The organism is Hylemonella sp. P2_B10, from assembly GCF_056404875.1.
Genome location: NZ_JBFUDE010000001.1, coordinates 644,578 through 661,307, shown reverse-complemented (window position 1 = coordinate 661,307; position 16,730 = coordinate 644,578). Strand labels below are relative to the sequence as shown.

Sequence of the window (16,730 nt, the reverse complement as noted above, 5' to 3'; positions counted from 1 at the left end):
ATGTGGCTTCCTTATTGCACTGTACCGAATTCGGCCAGCCGTTGCAGCACCCAGTGGGCAACTTCACGATCTCGACACAATTGCAGGTGCCCACGGCCTTCGAATTCCTGCACCTTGGCGCCTTCCAGCACCTGGGCGCGTTGTGGGAACACGATGTTGTCCTGCGGCGTGATGGCAATGGCCATGCGGGCGCGCAACGCTGCGGTTTCGCCCGCCGCCAACTGCTGCACCCAGCCGCTGTTCCAACCCATTTGCCGACCGTTGGGGGTGTGCACATGCTGGTCGATGCGCGTGCCCCAGTGCGGTGTGCCCAGCGTGACGATGCCAGCCACCCTGTCCGTGCCATGTGCGCGCACCCAGGCGCGTATCGCCAGCCCACCCATGCTGTGGCCCAGCAGCAGCACCCGGGTGGCGCCGGTGTCGCGGCACAGCCGCTGCACGGCCTGTTCGATCAGCGGCGCGTAGTTGTCTATGGAGGTGAACAGCGGCTCCAGGTTCACGCCCATCACCGGGTGCCCGGCGCCACGCAGCGCGGGCAGCATGTCATCCCACACGCGATGGTTGCACAGGAAGCCGTGCACCAGCAGCACCGGCAATGCGGGTTGACCGGGCGCGGTGTGGGTGGCTGGCAGCATGGCCGGCGCGCGGGTGGTCCACGGCATGCGCAGCAGGAAGACCTGTGTGCTGGTGATGACCTCTCCCCACCAGGCGTGCCACCAGACGGCATTGCCACCGGCGGCGTTGCCGCTGGCCAGCCGTGCACGCGACATGGACCAACTGATGGAGACCGGTGTGCCCAACAGCGGGATCAGCAGTGCCAACACGGCAGCCCACCACGATGACGCCCCGGCCCAGTAAGCCAACCCCAGTCCCAGCGCGGCGCCCAGCACCGCCAAACCAATCCACAGCACCCGCAACAAATTCGCCAGCATGCCGCTATTGTCCCTTGTCGGCTTTCGGAACTCTGAAGTGCACTGGGGCCTCAGTACACCGGCTGGTGTCGCGCGATGGCGGCCTTGACCTCGTCGCTGAGCACAAAGCCGGGGCCGTACTTTTTAGCCAGTTCATCGGCTCGGCGCGCGAAAGCTTCCAGCCCCATGCCATAGATGAACTGCATCGCGCCGCCCGTCCAGGCCGGGAAGCCAATGCCGAAGATGGAGCCGATGTTGGCGTCGTGCACGGTGGTCAGCACCTTCTCGTTCAGGCAGCGCGCGGTTTCCACCGCCTGGCGGTACAGCAGGCGGTCTTTCAGGTCTTCGATGGTCCAGGGCGCGTCGGCTTTTTCAAACAGCGGTTTCAACTGCGGCCACAGGAATTTCTTCGCGCCTTTTTCGGCCGGGTACTCGTAGAAGCCGCCGCCGCCAGCGCGACCGGGGCGGTTCAACTCCTTCACCAGCTTGCGCACCACCTGTTCACCGGCACTGGGTGTGTAGGTCTTGCCCTCGGCGGCAAAGTCGGCCTGGGTCTGTTCCATCACGTGGATGCTCAAGGACAGCGAGGTTTCGTCCAGCACCGCCAGCGGCCCCACCGGCATGCCGCACTGGATGCCGGCGTTCTCGATCGCCGCCGCCGGAATGCCTTCGCCCAGCATGGCCGCACCTTCCATCACGAAGGTGCCGAACACCCGGCTGGTGAAAAAGCCGCGCGAGTCGTTGACGACGATGGGGATCTTGCCCAGCGCCTGCACATAGTCATAGGCGCGCGCCACGGTTTCGTCGTCGGTCTGGGCGCCGCGGATGATCTCCACCAGCTTCATCTTGTCCACCGGGCTGAAGAAGTGGATGCCGACGAATTTTTCCGGTTTGGCACTCGCCTTGGCCAGGCCGCTGATGGGCAGCGTGGAGGTGTTGGAAGCAAAGAAACCGCCCGGAGCCAGATGCGGCTCAGCCTCTTGCGTGACCTTGGCCTTCAGCTCGCGGTTTTCAAACACTGCTTCGATGATCAGGTCGCAGCCCTGCAGGTCGGCCGCCTTGTCGGTGGCCTGGATGCGCTCCAGCATGGCCTTCTGGTCATGCGGGCTCATGCGACCCTTGTCGACCTTGGCTTGTGTGAGCTTGGCGCTGTAGGCCTTGCCTAGCTCGGCCTTGTCCAGGCTGACGTCTTTCAACACGGTGGCAATGCCCCGGCTGGCCTGGGCGTAGGCGATGCCCGCACCCATCATGCCGGCGCCCAGCAGGCCCACCTTGGCCGGCTTGTACTTTGGCACATCCTTGGGCCGCGACTGCCCGCTCTTGATGGCGTTCAGGTTGAAGAAGAAGGTGTTGATCATCGCCTGCGCGTTGGTGCCGGTGATCAGCTTGGCCAGGTGGCGGGACTCGATGCGCAGCGCGGTGTCGAAGTCCACCTCGGCACCTTCCACCATGCATTCCATGATGGCTTGCGGGGCCGGGTACAGCCCGCGGGTCTGCTTCTTGATCATGGCCGGCGCCACCGCCAGCATGGCGGCCACCTTGGGGTTGGCCGGTGTGCCGCCGGGGATCTTGTAGTCCTTGGCTTCCCACGGGTGCTGGGCCGTGGGGTGGGCGGCAATCCAGGCCAGCGCCTGCGCGCGCAACTCGGCGGCGCTGGCCACCAACTCGTGCACCAGGCCCAGCTCCATGGCTTCACGCGGGTTGAACAGCTTGCCTTCCACCAGGTAGGGTTGGGCGCCCATCAGGCCCAGCGCGCGCGTCATCTTGGTCACGCCGCTGGCGCCGGGCAGCAGGCCCAGCGTCACCTCGGGCATGCCGAACTGGATCTTGGCATCATCCACCGCAATGCGGTGGTGGCCCACCAGCGCCACCTCCCAGCCGCCGCCCAGGGCCGTGCCGTTCAGGCAGCTGACGACAGGCACGCCCAGCGTTTCGAGCGTGCGGAAGTTCTTCTTCACCAGTTCGATCTCGGTGTACACCGCCTTGGCGTCCGCAGGCTTCAGGCGCATGGTGCCCTTGAGGTCGGCGCCGGCGAAGAAGGTGCTCTTGGCCGAGGCGAGGATGATGCCCTTGATGGCTGCCTTGTCCTTGACCACCTGGGCCACGGCTTCGGTCAGGTCCTGCTGCCATTGCAGGCACATTGTGTTGACGGGGGAGCCGGACTCGTCAAAGGTCAGTGTGGCGATGCCGTCTTGCAGTTCGTATTTGATCGTCTTCATGGAGAGGGTCCGGGTAGGCAGGAATCAGCAGCGTTCAACAATGGTGGCAATGCCCATGCCACCACCCACGCACAGCGTGGCCAGACCGTAGCGCAGGTTGCGGCGGTGCAGTTCGTCGATCAGCGTGTTCAGGATCATCGCGCCGGTGGCGCCCAGCGGATGGCCCATGGCGATGGCGCCGCCGTTGACGTTGACCTTGTCGTGCGACACGCCCATCTCGCGCATGAAGCGCATGGGCACGGCGGCGAAGGCTTCGTTGACCTCGAACAGGTCGATCTGGTCTATCGTCATGCCGGCCTTGGCCAGCGCCTTGCGTGCCGCCGGCATGGGGCCGGTCAGCATGATGGTGGGGTCGGCGCCGCTCAGCGCCGCGGCGACGATGCGCGCACGCGGCTTGAAGCCATGCGTCTTGCCGGCTTGCTCCGAGCCGATCAGGATGGCCGCCGCGCCATCGACGATGCCCGACGAGTTGCCGGCATGGTGCACGTGGTGGATGCGCTCCACCTGCGGGTAGCGTGTCAACGCCACCTGGTCGAAGCCCATGCTGCCCATTTGCTCGAAGGCGGGTTTCAGCGACGCCAGGCCTTCCATCGTGGTGTGCGGCTTGATGAACTCATCAACGCCCAGGATGGTCTGGTCCAGGAAGTCCTTCACCGGTACCACCGAGCCGGCGAAGTAGCCGCCCTCGCGCGCCTTGGCCGCGCGCTTTTGCGATTCCAGCGCGAAGGCGTCCACGTCTTCACGGCGAAAGCCGTCCAGCGTTGCGATCAGGTCGGCGCCTATGCCTTGCGGCACGAAGGCGGTTTGTGAATTGGTCTCGGGGTCTTGCGCCCAGGCACCACCGTCGGAGCCAATCGGCACCCGGCTCATGCTCTCCACGCCGCCAGCCACCACCAGGTCTTCCCAACCGGAGCGCACTTTCTGCGCCGCCATGTTGACGGCCTCCAGGCCCGAGGCGCAAAAACGGTTCAGCTGCACGCCCGAGCAGCGGAAGTCCCAGCCGGCCTTCAGCGCTGCCACCTTGGCAATCACCGAGCCCTGCTCGCCGATGGGTGAGACCACGCCCATCACCACGTCGTCCACCTGGCCGGTGTCAAAGTCATTGCGGCGCTGCAGCTCGGTCAGCACGCCGGCCAGCAGGTTGACGGGCTTGACTTCGTACAGGCTGCCGTCTTTCTTGCCTTTGCCGCGCGGGGTGCGTATGGCGTCGTACACGTAGGCTTCGGTCATGGTGCGTCCTCGGGTCGAATAGGGGGAAATGGATGCTCCAGTATATTCTTTTTACCAAGCAAATGCTTTGTAAAAATAGGGGCGCCGTTGTGACCCGAGTGGTAAGCTGGCGGCTTGTGCGCTTCACGGAGTCACGACCTATGCGTGCAGTCACGCGATTGTTGTCGGCCAGCACGGTGCTGGTGTGGCTGGCCGGCTGCGCCGCACCGGCAGCGCCCGTCTGCCCCAGCGGGCTGAAGGCCATGCGCAACGAGTTGCTTTACTTTGGCACCGACATCCCCGCCGGTGGCACGGTTGCGCCGCAGGACTGGCAGGCTTTTGTGGACAGCACGGTGACGCCTCGTTTCCCCCAGGGCCTGAGCGTGTGGCAGGTTGCGGGCCAGTGGAAGTCGCAGGCCGGCCCCATCGTCAAGGAGCAGTCCTATGTGCTCAACATCCTGCATGCGGGCGCGGCGGCCGAAGAGCAGGCCGTGCAGGACATCGCCCAGGCCTACAAGCAGAAGTTCCGCCAGGAGGCGGTGCTGCGCGTCACCCACCCCGCGTGCGTGAGTTACTAGCCGCAGATCATTGTCGCTGGCACGACAGGTGACAGGAACCTCATGCTGATCCAATCCCGCGACTTCAGCGCTGCCCAGTTGCAGCGTTTCACCGAGCTGCAAACCCAGGTCTATGCCACGCTGGTCGACGTCAGCCAAACGCTGAAACCCGGCCAGACCGAGCGCGAGGTGGCGAAGAAACTGCACGTTGAATTCAAGCGGCGCTTCAAGCTGGACAGTTACTTCCACGTGCCCGTGGCGCTGTTCGGCGACCGCACCGGCTACCCCGGTAACTTCGGCCAGCTGGAGGCCTTGCCGACAGCGCGCGTACTGGCGGCGGGCGACGCCGTCATTTTGGACTCAGCGCCGGTGATCGAGGGCTACACCATTGATTGCTCCTACGCGGTGCAGCCTGTCAGGAGCAGCCCGGTGCGACGGGCTTTTGATGATGGCGATGCGCTATTGAAGCAATTGCGCGCGCTGATCCTGCAGCGGGCGAAGGAGCGCGCCAACATGCGCGACATCGCCCGCGAGGTGGATGTCGCCATCACCGCCGCCGGCTTCGAGAACGCCCACCGCAAGCACATCGGCAAGGTGCTGGGCCACCGCGTCACCTGTGTTCCCGGCACCTGGACGGCCAGGCGCAGGCTGTGGGGCATCAACGCCGTGGCGGCGGCCTGGTTCGTCACGACCAGCCTGCGCGCCTCGCGCGGCCGGCCTGAGGCCACGCCCAACTGGAACCACACGCGCCAGAGCGATGTGGTCATGCAGCCGGGCCTGTGGGCGGTGGAGCCGCACGTGGCGCGCGACGGTGTAGGCGTGAAGTTCGAGGAGATGCTGCTGGTGACGGACGGCGAAGTGCGATTCCTCTGCGACACGTTGCCGCATGCCCAGCGTTGGCAGGCCATGGCCGCATAGTGCCATGACGACCTGATCCTGCGAGCATGGCTGGCGTGCGGGTGTCGGATGTTTGGCATTCAAGCGTCACGTCCGCCTACGGCCCCGATGTCGCTGGGGCGCGTGGCGCAGCGGCATCAAGGAGGAGGGCCGCAGGCCCGGGGGACAGCCGCGGAGCCACGCGCACCAGCGGCGTCGGCTGTGGACCCATTCGCGACGAATGGTATTATTTTCACCAAGCAACCGCTTTGCAAAAATTCACCGACGGAGCCGCATCATGATCGACCGCACGCTGTTCACCCCCGACCACGAAGCCTTCCGCGACAGCTTCCGCCGTTTCGTCGAAAAGGAAATCACACCCTTCCACGCCGCCTGGGAAGACCAGGGCTATGTGGACCGCGCGGTGTGGCACAAGGCCGGCGAGAACGGCTTCCTGTGCACCTCCATGCCCGAGGAATATGGTGGCGCTGGTGCAGACAAGCTGTATTCGGTGATCCAGTTCGAAGAACTGGCGCGCGCCGGCATCAGTGGCGTGGGCTACAGCCTGCACAGCGAGATCGTGGCGCCGTACATCCTGCACTACGGCACGGTGGAACAAAAGGCGAAGTACCTGCCCAAGCTGGCCTCGGGCGAAATGATTGGCGCCATTGCCATGAGCGAGCCCTCTGCGGGCTCCGACCTGCAAGGCATCAAGACCACCGCGCTGCAGCAGCCCGACGGCAGCTACCTGCTCAACGGCAGCAAGACCTTCATCACCAATGGCTGGCATGCCGACCTGGTGATTGTGGTGGCCAAGACCAACCCTGCCGCTGGTGGCAAGGGCACCAGCCTGATGCTGGTGGAGCGCGGCATGCCGGGCTTCAGCGTTGGCAAGCGGCTCAAAAAGCTGGGCCTGAAGGCGCAGGACACCTCCGAACTGTTCTTTGACAACGTGCGCCTGGCCCCTGAACAGCTGCTCGGTGGCCCCGCACACGAGAACCGCGGCTTCATCTGCCTGATGGAGCAGTTGCCCTGGGAGCGGCTGCAAATCGCCATCACCGCCGTGGCGGCGGCCCAGGCGGCGATTGGCTGGACGGTGGACTATGTGAAAGAGCGCAAGGTGTTCGGCCAGCCGGTGGCGGCGTTTCAGAACACCCGCTACACGCTGGCCGAGTTGCAGACCGAGGTGCAGGTGGCCCAGGTGTTCGTGGACAAGTGCACCGAGCTGGTGTTGCAGGACAAGCTGGACACCGCCACCGCCAGCATGGCCAAGTACTGGTGCAGCGACCTGCAGTGCAAGGTGATGGACGAGTGCGTGCAACTGTTCGGCGGCTACGGCTACATGTGGGAATACCCCATCACCCGGGCCTATGCCGACGCCCGGGTGCAGCGCATCTACGGCGGCACCAACGAGATCATGAAGGAAGTCATTACCCGAGCCATGGGGCTGGGTAAGTAACTCCACGGTACTTCGTTTCCGCTACATTGCAGGGCATGAGTTCGCTGCCCAAGCCATTGTTGTCCCCCGAACACATTGCGATGATACGCAAGGGCGTGTCCTGCATCGTCAGTTCCTGCGATGCCGGCTTGAAGCCCAGCATCATGCGCGCCGTCGGCGGCACCATCACCGAGGATGGCAGCCTCGTCACCGTGTTCCTGGCGCGGCGTCAGTCGCGCCAGTTGCTGCAGGACATTGCCGCCAGCGGCCGGCTGGCCGTGGTGTTCGGCGAGCCCACCACCAACCGTGCCTTGCAGATCAAGGGCAGCGGCGCCAGCACGCGCGCTGCCCAGCCTACAGACGTTCCCCTGCTGCTGAGCTACCTGGCGTCGATGGAAAACGAGATGTCCACCATCGGCTACACGCGGGAGCTGGCCCGCACCATGCTGGCGCACCAGGTCGAGGATGTGGTGGCCGTCAGCTTCGAGCCCGAGCAGGCCTTTGACCAGACCCCTGGCCCCAAGGCAGGCACGGCGCTGGCGTCCGGCGGAGTATCCGCACCCAGCGGAGCCCTGTCGTGACGCGGCTGGAGCTGGGCGCCATCCGCGCCTGCCTGGAAGGCGCCGTCCCGGCCGTCATGGCGACCTGTGCGCCGGACGGCACGCCCAACCTGGCCTACATCTCGCAGGTCTACTACGTGGACGAGCGCCATGTGGCGCTGTCGTTTCAGTTCTTCAACAAGACGCGCCAGAACATCCTGGCCAACCCCTGTGCCACGGTGCTGGTGCTGCACCCCCACACGGTGGCTTTTTACCGCCTGCAACTGCGCTACCTGCGCACCGAAACCGCCGGGCCGCTGTTCGAGGGCATGAAGGCGCAGCTGGCCGGCATCGCCTCGCATTCGGGCATGGCCGGCGTGTTCAAGCTGCTGGGATCCGACGTCTACGAGGTGCAGGCCATCGAGGCGGTGGAAGGGCAGCCGTTGCCGCTGCCGCCACCGCGCACCAACATGCTGAGCACGGTGCGCCGCGCCAGCGAGCGCATGTCGCGCTGCACCGCGCTGGACGAGCTGCTGAACGCCGCGCTGGCCAGCCTGACCGATTTCATGGACGTGCGCCATGCCATGGTGCTGATGCTGGACCCGGTGACGCAGCGGCTCTACACCGTGGCCAGTTGCGGCTATGCCACCTCCGGCGTGGGGTTCGAGATCGAGATGGGCGAGGGCGTGATTGGCGTGGCAGCGCGAGAGCGCACGCCGCTGCGCATCCTGCACATGACCACCGCCTACCTGTACAGCCGCGCTGCACGCAGCAGCCTGCGCGACCACGAGCCCATGCTGGCGCTGGACACGGACATTCCCTATCCCGGCCTGAGCGAGCCGCACAGCCAGTTGGCCGTGCCGGTGATGTCGGTGGGCAAGCTGCTGGGTGTGCTGTTCGTGGAGAGCACGAACGACATGCAGTTCAGCTACGAGGATGAGGATGTGCTGGTGGCCGTGGCCGGCCACCTGGGCGCCGCCATGGACCTGATGCAGAGCGCCCCAGAGGCCGGCGACAGTCAGCCCGCTGCGCTGGCCCCAGCGCCCTTGGCCGGGCCGGCGCTGCAGGTTCGCCGCTTCGTCGCCAACGACAGCATCTTCATCAACGACACGTACCTGATCAAAGGCGTGGCCGGCGCGATTTTCTGGAAGCTGGCCAACGACTTCGTCAAGCTGGGCCGCACCGACTTCTCCAACCGCGAACTGCGGCTGGACGGCAGCCTGGGCCTGCCCGACGTGATCGACAACCTGGAAGCCCGGCTGGTGCTGCTGCAGCGCCGGCTGGTGGAGCATGGCCCGGCCGTGCGCATAGAAAAAACCGGACGCGGTCGCTTCCGGCTGGATGTGCAGTGCCCCATGGAATTGAGCGAGGTGGCCTGAACCTGTCGGCCCAGGCCACCTCGCTCGGTGTCGCCAGCCGCCTCAGCGGCAAGGGTGTTGTCCGCCGCTTCGGCGGCAGGGCGTCACAGCCAGAAGCGCGTGACGGCGAAGTTGTAGTTGCTGCCACTGGCCTCGCCGGCCTGGATGGCACGCACCGTGGGCAAGCGTGGGTCGGCCTGGAGGATGAGGGCGTGCGACAGATCGCTCAGCGTGCCGTTGGCCATGGGCAGGATCACGGTGCTGTGGTCGCCGAACGTGTCGTCCGGATAGCCGTTCTCGGTGTAGCGCTGGATCACAAAGTCCCCGCTGCTGCTGTTGCCGCTGTACACCCAGCCGCCCACCACCAGCTTGCCGTCGGACTGGCGAGCTATGGCGGTGGCTTGGTCCCAGTTGCCGCTGGAGGAGATGGGGTAAACCATCTTGCCCGTGGCGTTGAACGTGGTGTCCAGGCTGCCGCTGACCTGCAGCTTCACCAGCGCCAGGTCGTTGTTGGTGTGGCCGGCCAGCACGGCCTTGCCATCAGGCAACACCACCACCGAATTGGCGCCGCCAATGTTGCTGCCAAACACGCCCACCAGCTTGCCGCCGGTGGCAAAGCTGTTGTCCAGCACGCCGGCGGCGGTGTAGCGGGCGGCCAGGAAGTCGCCATCACCGCCCGCGGCCAGGATGCGCGCTTCGCCGTCCACGGTCTGCAGCGCCAGGCCGCGCACCACGTCCGAGCCGGCGCCGGTCTTCAGCGCCGTGGTCACCGTGCCGCCGCTGCCAAACGTCGTGTCCAGCGTGCCGTTGGTGGTGTAGCGGGCCAGCGCAAAGTCCACGCCGCTGGTGGAGGAGTTGACCAGCGCCTCGCCGCCCAGCACGATCTTGCCATCAGCCTGCAGCACCATGGCGCGCGCCACGTTGCCCTGGTGCAGTATGTCGGTCACCACCTTGCCGCCGTTGCCGAACGTGGTGTCCAGCGTGCCATTGGTGTTGTAGCGCACCAGCATGAAGTCCAGGCCATTGCCGGCGGCGCTTTGGTCGCTGCTGCCGGCCACCAGGATCTTGCCATCGGGCTGTACCGCGATGGCGTAGGCCACGTCGCTGCGTTCGCTGACCGAGGTCAGCACCTTGCCGCCTGTGCCGAAAGTGACGTCCATGTCACCGTCAATGCTGTAGCGCACCAGCGAGACCACGGTCGCGGTGTTGGTGCGGCTGCTGCCGGCGACGATGACCTTGCCGTCAGCCTGCACGGTCACGGCATTGGCGTAGTCTTCGCCGGCGCCCACCTCGGTGATGATCTTGCCGGCCGCGCCAAAGCTGGTATCGACGCTGCCAGCGGTGCCGCGCACAGTCACTGTCAGCGGTTGCGTGGTGGAGGCGGTGCCTGCCGTGGCGGTCACCAAGGCCGTGTCCGGGCGGGAGTGGGGTGCTGTGGCCTGGGCCGTGAGCGTCAGCGTGGCGGTGGTGGCATTGGCCGGCACTGTGATGGCGGGCGCCGTCACGCCTTGGGGCAACTGGCTCAAGGCCACGTTCACGCTGCCCTGGAAACCTTCCAGACGGGTGATGGTCACCGGCACGGTGAACGTGCCGCCCTGCGTCACCAGCGCCTTGTCGGTTCCCAGTTGCAGGGAGACTCCGGGCAGGTCCAGCAGGCAGTTGTCGGGGTAGATGCTGCACGTGAAGTCGGTCAGCTTGCCCACCTTGGCCAGTTGACTGCCGGTCAGCGGGCCCATGATGTAGACGCTACCGTCGTCGGCCACGCCCAGGTAGTTCTGGCTGCTCGGGTAGTAGCGCACCACAAAGCCGGGAATGGCGATGTTGGGCACGTTGTCGGGGAAGAAAGGCTTGAACACCTGCTGCGCCCAGTCCATCAGCGCGGTGGCGTCCACCGGCTTGGCTGCACGCACCACGCGCGAGGCCTTGGCCTTGGCCTGGGCGATCTTGCCGTCTGCGTCGGTGAAAACGGCCGTGCACTGGCCGTCTTCCAGTTTGTAGCTCACCTGGCCATCGGCCACCACAGCCTGGGCGGCGCACAGTGCCAGGTCGACCTGCGAAGCTTGGCGCTCGAACAGTCGGGGATTGATTTGCGGCGCTGCGGCCGAAGAGTCCGCGCCACCGCCGCCGCAGGCGCTCAGCACGGCGGCGAGCGACAGCAGGGCGGTTGTGCGCAGGAAGATGCGTGACAACATGATGAGATTCCCTTGATGTGTGTGTTTTGTTGTTGAGTGAATGGCGGCGCTTCAGACCGTCACCAGGCCCGGCACCGGTGGCAGGCCCAGGCTGCGCATCAGCTTGGCCCACTCGGTGGTGTTCAGGTGCGGGCGCACCACGTCCAGCACGGCGTTGAAGGCGCCGGCCGGCGCATGCGCCTTCATGCCGGCCAGCATGTGGGTGCGCTCCATCGGGTTCATGTAGGGCACCAGCCAGCGCACGGTGAACATCATGTCGTGCGGCGGGATGGACGCCACCAGCGCCTGGTGGATGGCCATCAGCTCGGCATCGGTGTAGCGCGACCACAGCACGGCGTTGTGGGCGGTTTCTTCCACATGCATGTGCTGGAAGTTCTCGGCCACGAACAGCGCCAGGTTGCGGTACAGGGCCAGGGCCTGCACAGCGCTCCGGGCGGAGTCGCGCTCGGCGCACAGGGCGTCCACGTCACCCTTCAGGCGGGCGATGTGTTCCTTGTGCTCTTCGTGTTCGTGGGCAACCACGGCACTGGCGCCCAGGGCGCGGGCTTCCAGCGCAGGGTGGACAAACCGGTTTTCGTGCTCCAGGTGCGACAGGCAGAAGTCCAGCAGGTCCAGCACGCGGCCGCTGACGCTGGCCAGCTCGCCGGCATCGCTGGGGTCCATGCGGCCCACGGCCATCAGCGTGTCGCTCATCAGCGCGCGCAGCGCCTTGTGGATGCCCACGTACAGGTCCATGCGCGGGGCCTGGGGGGTGGCGCCGAGTGCGGCCATTTCCTTGTTGTCGAGTTTCATGGTGATATTCCCTTTGGTGTGTTGCGGTGTGTGCTTGGGTTGGCATGACACGCCTTGCGCCACACCATGCCGGGAAGTTTAAAAATTCTCGGCCCCTTGGGTTGCTAAAAACTGCTTATGCATTTGCTAAGCGATGCTTAAGAAAATACTAAAAACTTCTTAGGTATCACCGAGGCTTATGCGCCAATGAGTTGCCTACAATGGCTGGACAGTCGCGCAGCTTGCGAGCACACTGGGACATCCACCACTGAACATGCCCGTAGACATTCAAGAACCGAGGTTGACCTGGTTGCTGGGACGCGAGCGCAAACAGCGCCGCGACCTGCGTTACTGGCTGATGACTTCAGGCGTGTATGCCTGCATGCTGGTGGTGCAGGCCTATGCGGCGACCCAGGGCCTGGGTGACAGCCGCCACGCGGCGGTGATGCGCGGCATCGTCGCCTGCGGCCTGGCGGTTTTCTATGTGGCCATCCGCAGCGGCTGGAGCCAGCGCTTTGCCGATTCGGCACTGACCGCGGCGCAGATGATTTTCGCCCTGCTGATGGTGGCCATGGCCCACCTGGTCATGCCCGGCCTGGGCGAGGCCGTGCTGGTGATTCCGCCGCTGATCCTGCTGTTTGGCGCCTTCACGCTGGCGCCGCAACACTGCCGTTGGCTGGGCTGGTTTGCCGTTGCCGTGCAAGGCGGGGTGAGCTGGCTGCAGGGCAGCGAGGGCGCGCAGTATGCGGCCACCGAAGTGGTCATCTTTCTGCTGTGCGCCATCGTCTATCCCATGGTGGGCTTGCTGGCCGGTCGGCTCAGCGCCATCCGCACCCAGCTGCGGGTGCAGAAAAAGGAGTTGCGCGAGGCGCTGGAGCGCAACCAGCAGTTGGCCCGGCAGGACGACCTGACCGGCCTGCCCAACCGGCGCCATGCGATGGAATTGCTGGCCTACGAAGAGCGCCGCGCGCAGCGGCAGCCGGTCATGCCCTGCGTCTGTCTGCTGGACATTGACCACTTCAAGGCCATCAACGACACCCATGGCCACCCCGCCGGCGATGAGGCGCTGCGCCTGCTGGCCAGGCATGCGGTGCAGGCGTTGCGCGCGCCCGACCTGCTGGCGCGCTGGGGCGGCGAAGAGTTCCTGCTGCTGATGCCCGACACCACGCCCGAGGAGGCCACCAAGGTGCTGGAGCGGCTGCGCCAGGCGCTGGCCCAACCCGAGCCGTGGAGCGAACGGCCGGAGTTGAAATTGACGTTTTCCGCCGGCTTCACCGCCTACCAGGCCGGCGAGACCATGCAGCAGGCGCTGACCCGCGCCGACGACGCGCTGTACCAGGCCAAGCAGCAGGGGCGCAACCGCACCGTGCAGGCGTGAGGGGGCTCAGCAGCCCAGTTGCTGCGCCAGGTGCAGGAAATCGCGGGCGTGGTAGCTGTTGTCAGCGCGCGGCGACACGTCTTTTGGTTTTGTGCGGCCAAACTCATTGGGCCGCTCGATGTAGGCGGTCTGCAGGCCGCACTGGCGCGCGCCGGCCAGGTCGTCATGGTGGGCGGCCACCAGCATCACCTGCTCGGGTGCCAGGTCGAACGTGCGGGCCACGCCCAGGTAAGCGTCGGGCGAGGGCTTGTAGGCGCGGAACACCTCGGCCGACAGCACGCAGTCCCACGGCAGGCCGCCATGCTTGGCCATGTTGGTCAACAGGCCGATGTTGCCGTTGGACAGCGTGCAGATGGTGAAGCGGCTCTTCAGCCTGGTGAGGCCCGCCACCGCGTCGGGCCAGGGGTCCAGCCGGTGCCAGACCTTGGTCAGGTGGCGCAATTGGTCTTCGCTCAGATGGGTGATGTTGAAGTCGCGCAGCACCTGCTCCAGCATCATGCGGTGCAGTTCGTCCAGCCGCGTCCAGCCCAGTTCACCCGACATCACGCGGCGCATGGCCGGCTGGTAGCCGGCGCGCCAGGCGAGCGCAAATTCGCCGCCGTCCACACCCAGTTGCAATGCATCGACTTCGCGCGCGACGCCGCTGTGCCAATCCACCACCGTACCGAATACGTCAAAGGCCAACACCTGGGGCAGGGGCGCGGAATGGGTCATGGTCTGGGTCTTGCGTGGGGCGTGGTTTGAAGTACGATGAAGCGGTGCAAGCCGTAAAAAACTGGTTCCACCGTGCCATTCTGTCACGCCGCTGGGCGGCTTTCCTGGTGCTGGGTCTGAGCTTCACCCTCTTTGGCGCCGCCTCAGTCAATCTGGTCTTTCTGGCCAATGCCAACCTGGCGCTGATTGCCGAGCACGGCTGGACCGCGCTGGCGGATGGCGCCGCCCAGCAGTTGCTGGAGATCGTGGCCAGCGCCTACCTCAGCATGGCGGCCTACCTGGTGTTCAAGGCCTGCGAGCACCGGCTGGTGCGCTGGCTGGCCGAGCCCGGCAGCGACGCCTGAGCCCGTTGGCGCCCTCTGTGCCCAGACGGATTTGTCAGCAGGGCATGCGTTGGTGGAGAATGTCTTGGCCGGGCTGCCTGCCCGGTGCATACCCACCGAGAACATTGACCAGGAGAACCCCATGAAGAAGATGTCTGCCCTGTTGCCGGGCTTGTTGCTGTTGGCCGGCTTGGCCGTGCAGGGCGCCGCGCTGGCCCAGGCCTCCGGGCTGACGCGCACGCTGGTCGGCAAGGCCGATGTGTCGGTGCCGGGGCGCGAGGCGGTGGTGGCCCGTGTGGAAGTGGCGCCGGGCGCCAAGGCCGGGCGCCATACGCACCCGGGTGACGAGATCAGTTACGTGCTGGAAGGCGAGGCCACATTGCTGATCGACGGCCAGGCGCCGCGCACGGTGAAGGCGGGCGAATCCTTTGTCATCCCCGCCGGCACCATCCACGATGCGCACAACAACGGCAGCGTACCGACCAAGCTGGTGGGCGTCTATGTGGTCGAGAAGGGCAAGCCGCTGGCCTCGCCCGCACCCTGAAGTCCGCCACCAGGCCGGGCTGGGCAGCCGTCAAACGGCGGCTGACTGCGATTCCTGCAGCAGCTGGCTGATGCGCGCATCCTTGTCCAGCCACAGCTGCTGCACCCATTGGGCGAAGGCCTCGCGCATGGCGGGGTCGTTGGCATAGTCGCCCTGCACCAGGTGGCGCGGCACGGGCAGCGACTGCGTGCGCACGATCACGCGTTGCAGCCGGCCGCACAGGAACTGCCAGAACGTGGGTACGCCGTCGGGGTAGACGATGGTCACGTCCAGGATGGCCTGGAACTTGTCGCCCATGGCATTGAGCGCCAGCGCAATACCGCCGGCCTTGGGCTTGAGCAGATGCCGGTAGGGTGACTGCTGGTGCGCGTGCTTGGCGGTGGTGAAGCGGGTGCCTTCCAAGAAATTCATCACGCTGGTGGGGATGAGCGCGAATTTCTCGCAGGCCTTGCGGGTGGTTTCCTGGTCCCGTCCGCGCATCTCTGGGTGCTTTTTCAGGTAGGCTTCGGTGTAGCGGCGCATGAAGGGAAAGTCCAGCGCCCACCAGGCCAGGCCCATCAGCGGCACCCAGATCAGCTGCTGTTTCAGGAAGAATTTCAGCAGCGGGATGCGCCGGTTGGTCAGCTTTTGCAGCACCAGGATGTCCACCCACGACTGGTGGTTGCTGTTGACCAGGTACCAGCTGCGCGGGGTCAGGTTGTCGAACCCCTGCACGTCCCATTGGGTACGCTGGGTCAGCGTCATCCAGCCCACGTTGCCGGAGATCCAGGTCTCGGCAATGGCCAGCAGCACCGGGTCTATCCACAGGCGCACGCGCTTGAAGGGCAGCAGCAGCTTGAGCAGCGAGAAGGCCATCAAGATGGGCACCCAAAAGACCGCGTTGAGCACCATCAACAGGGCAGCGATCAGGCCCACCAGCGGGGCAGGGAGGAAATTCAGCATGGACCAATGGTAGCCGGCGCGGCAGACAATGGGTTTGAGGTGCGTCAGGTGCGCGCGGGTGACAGGTAGGCGGTGAAGCGCTTTTCCGCCAGCCTGAACAGGCCGATCAGCGTGAAGCTGGCCACCAGGTAGATCAGCGCGGCGGTGATGTAGGCCTCGAACGGCAGGTAGAAGTCGGAAAAGATGCGGCTGGCGGCTGCCGTCACGTCCAGCATGGCCGGCACCGTGCTGGCCAGGCTGGTGGCGTGCAGCATCATCACCACCTCGTTGCTGTAGGCCGGCAGCACCCGTCGCAGCGCACTGGGCAGCACCACCCGGGCCATCACCTGCACGCGGCTCATGCCCATGGCCTGGGCGGCCTCGATCTCGCCGGCATGGGTTTCGCGTATCGCGCCGGCCAGCATCTCTGCGGTGTAGCCGGCGGTGTTGAGCGCGAAGGCCAGCACGGCGCAGAAGAACGGCTCTTTGAAGTAAGTCCAGGGCCAGACCTCGTCCCAGCGCGCCTGTACCCACTCCAGCTGGGCCAGGCCGTAGTAGATCAGGTACACCTGGATCAGCAGCGGCGTGCCGCGTATCACGAAGGTATAGGCGCCCACCAGCCAGCGCAGCGGCTTGTACGGCCCGGTCAGCGCCAGCGCGAACACGAAGGCCAGCAGCGCGCCGCTGGCCAACGAGGCGCCCAGCAGTGCCAGCGTGGTCAGGATGCCTTCACCGTACAGCGCCAGCGTCTGCGGCTCGAAGATCACGGACCAGTTCACG

The 16,730-nt window shown here is 65.8% G+C and carries 16 protein-coding genes; 8 read left to right on the top strand and 8 right to left on the bottom strand.

Annotation, left to right across the window (positions count from 1 at the left end; translation table 11 throughout):
• Window positions 1-11 precede the first annotated feature (11 nt).
• The 3 genes from AC1DX2_RS03205 to AC1DX2_RS03195 are packed head-to-tail and all read right to left on the bottom strand — an operon-like array spanning window position 12 to window position 4,360.
• Window positions 12-932, bottom strand: a complete 921-nt coding sequence (locus AC1DX2_RS03205) for an alpha/beta fold hydrolase (protein WP_477194839.1) — start codon at window positions 930-932, stop codon at window positions 12-14.
• A gap of 50 nt (window positions 933-982) precedes the next feature.
• A complete protein-coding gene (locus AC1DX2_RS03200) occupies window positions 983-3,130 on the bottom strand; it encodes a 3-hydroxyacyl-CoA dehydrogenase NAD-binding domain-containing protein (protein WP_477194838.1) in 2,148 nt (715 codons plus the stop codon).
• Between the two features lie 24 nt (window positions 3,131-3,154).
• A complete protein-coding gene (locus tag AC1DX2_RS03195) occupies window positions 3,155-4,360 on the bottom strand; it encodes an acetyl-CoA C-acetyltransferase (protein WP_477194837.1) in 1,206 nt (401 codons plus the stop codon).
• 140 nt (window positions 4,361-4,500) lie between these two features.
• On the opposite strand from AC1DX2_RS03195, the gene AC1DX2_RS03190 reads away from it, so the two are divergent.
• The 5 genes from AC1DX2_RS03190 (at window position 4,501) to AC1DX2_RS03170 (ending at window position 9,128) form a co-directional block, all read left to right on the top strand.
• A complete protein-coding gene (locus AC1DX2_RS03190; RefSeq protein ID WP_477194836.1) occupies window positions 4,501-4,917 on the top strand; it encodes a DUF3574 domain-containing protein in 417 nt (138 codons plus the stop codon).
• A 42-nt stretch (window positions 4,918-4,959) separates the two neighbouring features.
• Window positions 4,960-5,814 carry a M24 family metallopeptidase gene (locus AC1DX2_RS03185; RefSeq protein ID WP_477194835.1) on the top strand — a complete coding sequence of 285 codons (855 nt, stop codon included), beginning with the start codon at window positions 4,960-4,962 and terminating at the stop codon, window positions 5,812-5,814.
• Window positions 5,815-6,070: 256 nt separating this feature from the next.
• Window positions 6,071-7,231, top strand: coding sequence for an acyl-CoA dehydrogenase family protein (locus AC1DX2_RS03180; protein WP_477194834.1), 1,161 nt, complete (start codon window positions 6,071-6,073; stop codon window positions 7,229-7,231).
• Window positions 7,232-7,266: 35 nt separating this feature from the next.
• Window positions 7,267-7,791, top strand: a complete 525-nt coding sequence (locus tag AC1DX2_RS03175) for a pyridoxamine 5'-phosphate oxidase family protein (protein ID WP_477194833.1) — start codon at window positions 7,267-7,269, stop codon at window positions 7,789-7,791.
• Entirely contained in the window at window positions 7,788-9,128 is a 1,341-nt protein-coding gene (locus AC1DX2_RS03170; protein WP_477194832.1) for a GAF domain-containing protein, read from the top strand. The genes AC1DX2_RS03175 and AC1DX2_RS03170 overlap by 4 nt, the downstream gene beginning before the upstream one ends.
• Before the next feature lie 83 nt (window positions 9,129-9,211).
• Here the strand turns inward: AC1DX2_RS03170 and AC1DX2_RS03165 are convergent, their stop codons facing one another.
• Window positions 9,212-11,299, bottom strand: a complete 2,088-nt coding sequence (locus AC1DX2_RS03165; protein ID WP_477194831.1) for a hypothetical protein — start codon at window positions 11,297-11,299, stop codon at window positions 9,212-9,214.
• Window positions 11,300-11,350: 51 nt separating this feature from the next.
• Complete coding sequence (locus AC1DX2_RS03160; protein WP_477194830.1) at window positions 11,351-12,091, bottom strand: hemerythrin domain-containing protein; 741 nt, start codon at window positions 12,089-12,091, stop codon at window positions 11,351-11,353.
• A gap of 253 nt (window positions 12,092-12,344) precedes the next feature.
• Between AC1DX2_RS03160 and AC1DX2_RS03155 the strand changes: the two genes are divergently transcribed.
• Window positions 12,345-13,448 carry a GGDEF domain-containing protein gene (locus AC1DX2_RS03155; RefSeq protein ID WP_477194829.1) on the top strand — a complete coding sequence of 368 codons (1,104 nt, stop codon included), beginning with the start codon at window positions 12,345-12,347 and terminating at the stop codon, window positions 13,446-13,448.
• Between the two features lie 6 nt (window positions 13,449-13,454).
• Here AC1DX2_RS03155 and AC1DX2_RS03150 read toward each other — a convergent pair whose 3' ends face one another.
• The gene (locus AC1DX2_RS03150) at window positions 13,455-14,162 is read right to left on the bottom strand and encodes a haloacid dehalogenase type II (protein WP_477194828.1); all 708 of its coding nucleotides are present in this window, start codon (window positions 14,160-14,162) and stop codon (window positions 13,455-13,457) included.
• Window positions 14,163-14,206: 44 nt separating this feature from the next.
• Between AC1DX2_RS03150 and AC1DX2_RS03145 the strand changes: the two genes are divergently transcribed.
• Together AC1DX2_RS03145 and AC1DX2_RS03140 are read left to right on the top strand one after the other, a co-directional pair.
• Window positions 14,207-14,506, top strand: a complete 300-nt coding sequence (locus tag AC1DX2_RS03145; protein WP_477194827.1) for a hypothetical protein — start codon at window positions 14,207-14,209, stop codon at window positions 14,504-14,506.
• Window positions 14,507-14,636: 130 nt separating this feature from the next.
• A complete protein-coding gene (locus tag AC1DX2_RS03140) occupies window positions 14,637-15,029 on the top strand; it encodes a cupin domain-containing protein (RefSeq protein ID WP_477195750.1) in 393 nt (130 codons plus the stop codon).
• Between the two features lie 30 nt (window positions 15,030-15,059).
• Here the strand turns inward: AC1DX2_RS03140 and AC1DX2_RS03135 are convergent, their stop codons facing one another.
• Together AC1DX2_RS03135 and AC1DX2_RS03130 are read right to left on the bottom strand one after the other, a co-directional pair.
• Window positions 15,060-15,971, bottom strand: coding sequence for an acyltransferase (locus tag AC1DX2_RS03135; protein ID WP_477194826.1), 912 nt, complete (start codon window positions 15,969-15,971; stop codon window positions 15,060-15,062).
• A 44-nt stretch (window positions 15,972-16,015) separates the two neighbouring features.
• Window positions 16,016-16,729 carry an ABC transporter permease gene (locus AC1DX2_RS03130; protein WP_477194825.1) on the bottom strand — a complete coding sequence of 238 codons (714 nt, stop codon included), beginning with the start codon at window positions 16,727-16,729 and terminating at the stop codon, window positions 16,016-16,018.
• Between the last annotated feature and the right edge of the window lies 1 nt (window position 16,730).

Coding starts and splice junctions, on each gene's coding strand:
- AC1DX2_RS03155 (WP_477194829.1), top strand. CDS start 12,345: ATGCCCGTAGACATTCAAGAACCGAGGTTGACCTGGTTGCTGGGACGC.
- AC1DX2_RS03205 (WP_477194839.1), bottom strand. CDS start 932: ATGCTGGCGAATTTGTTGCGGGTGCTGTGGATTGGTTTGGCGGTGCTG.
- AC1DX2_RS03180 (WP_477194834.1), top strand. CDS start 6,071: ATGATCGACCGCACGCTGTTCACCCCCGACCACGAAGCCTTCCGCGAC.
- AC1DX2_RS03160 (WP_477194830.1), bottom strand. CDS start 12,091: ATGAAACTCGACAACAAGGAAATGGCCGCACTCGGCGCCACCCCCCAG.
- AC1DX2_RS03185 (WP_477194835.1), top strand. CDS start 4,960: ATGCTGATCCAATCCCGCGACTTCAGCGCTGCCCAGTTGCAGCGTTTC.
- AC1DX2_RS03165 (WP_477194831.1), bottom strand. CDS start 11,299: ATGTTGTCACGCATCTTCCTGCGCACAACCGCCCTGCTGTCGCTCGCC.
- AC1DX2_RS03150 (WP_477194828.1), bottom strand. CDS start 14,162: ATGACCCATTCCGCGCCCCTGCCCCAGGTGTTGGCCTTTGACGTATTC.
- AC1DX2_RS03140 (WP_477195750.1), top strand. CDS start 14,637: ATGTCTGCCCTGTTGCCGGGCTTGTTGCTGTTGGCCGGCTTGGCCGTG.
- AC1DX2_RS03135 (WP_477194826.1), bottom strand. CDS start 15,971: ATGCTGAATTTCCTCCCTGCCCCGCTGGTGGGCCTGATCGCTGCCCTG.
- AC1DX2_RS03200 (WP_477194838.1), bottom strand. CDS start 3,130: ATGAAGACGATCAAATACGAACTGCAAGACGGCATCGCCACACTGACC.
- AC1DX2_RS03190 (WP_477194836.1), top strand. CDS start 4,501: ATGCGTGCAGTCACGCGATTGTTGTCGGCCAGCACGGTGCTGGTGTGG.
- AC1DX2_RS03195 (WP_477194837.1), bottom strand. CDS start 4,360: ATGACCGAAGCCTACGTGTACGACGCCATACGCACCCCGCGCGGCAAA.
- AC1DX2_RS03175 (WP_477194833.1), top strand. CDS start 7,267: ATGAGTTCGCTGCCCAAGCCATTGTTGTCCCCCGAACACATTGCGATG.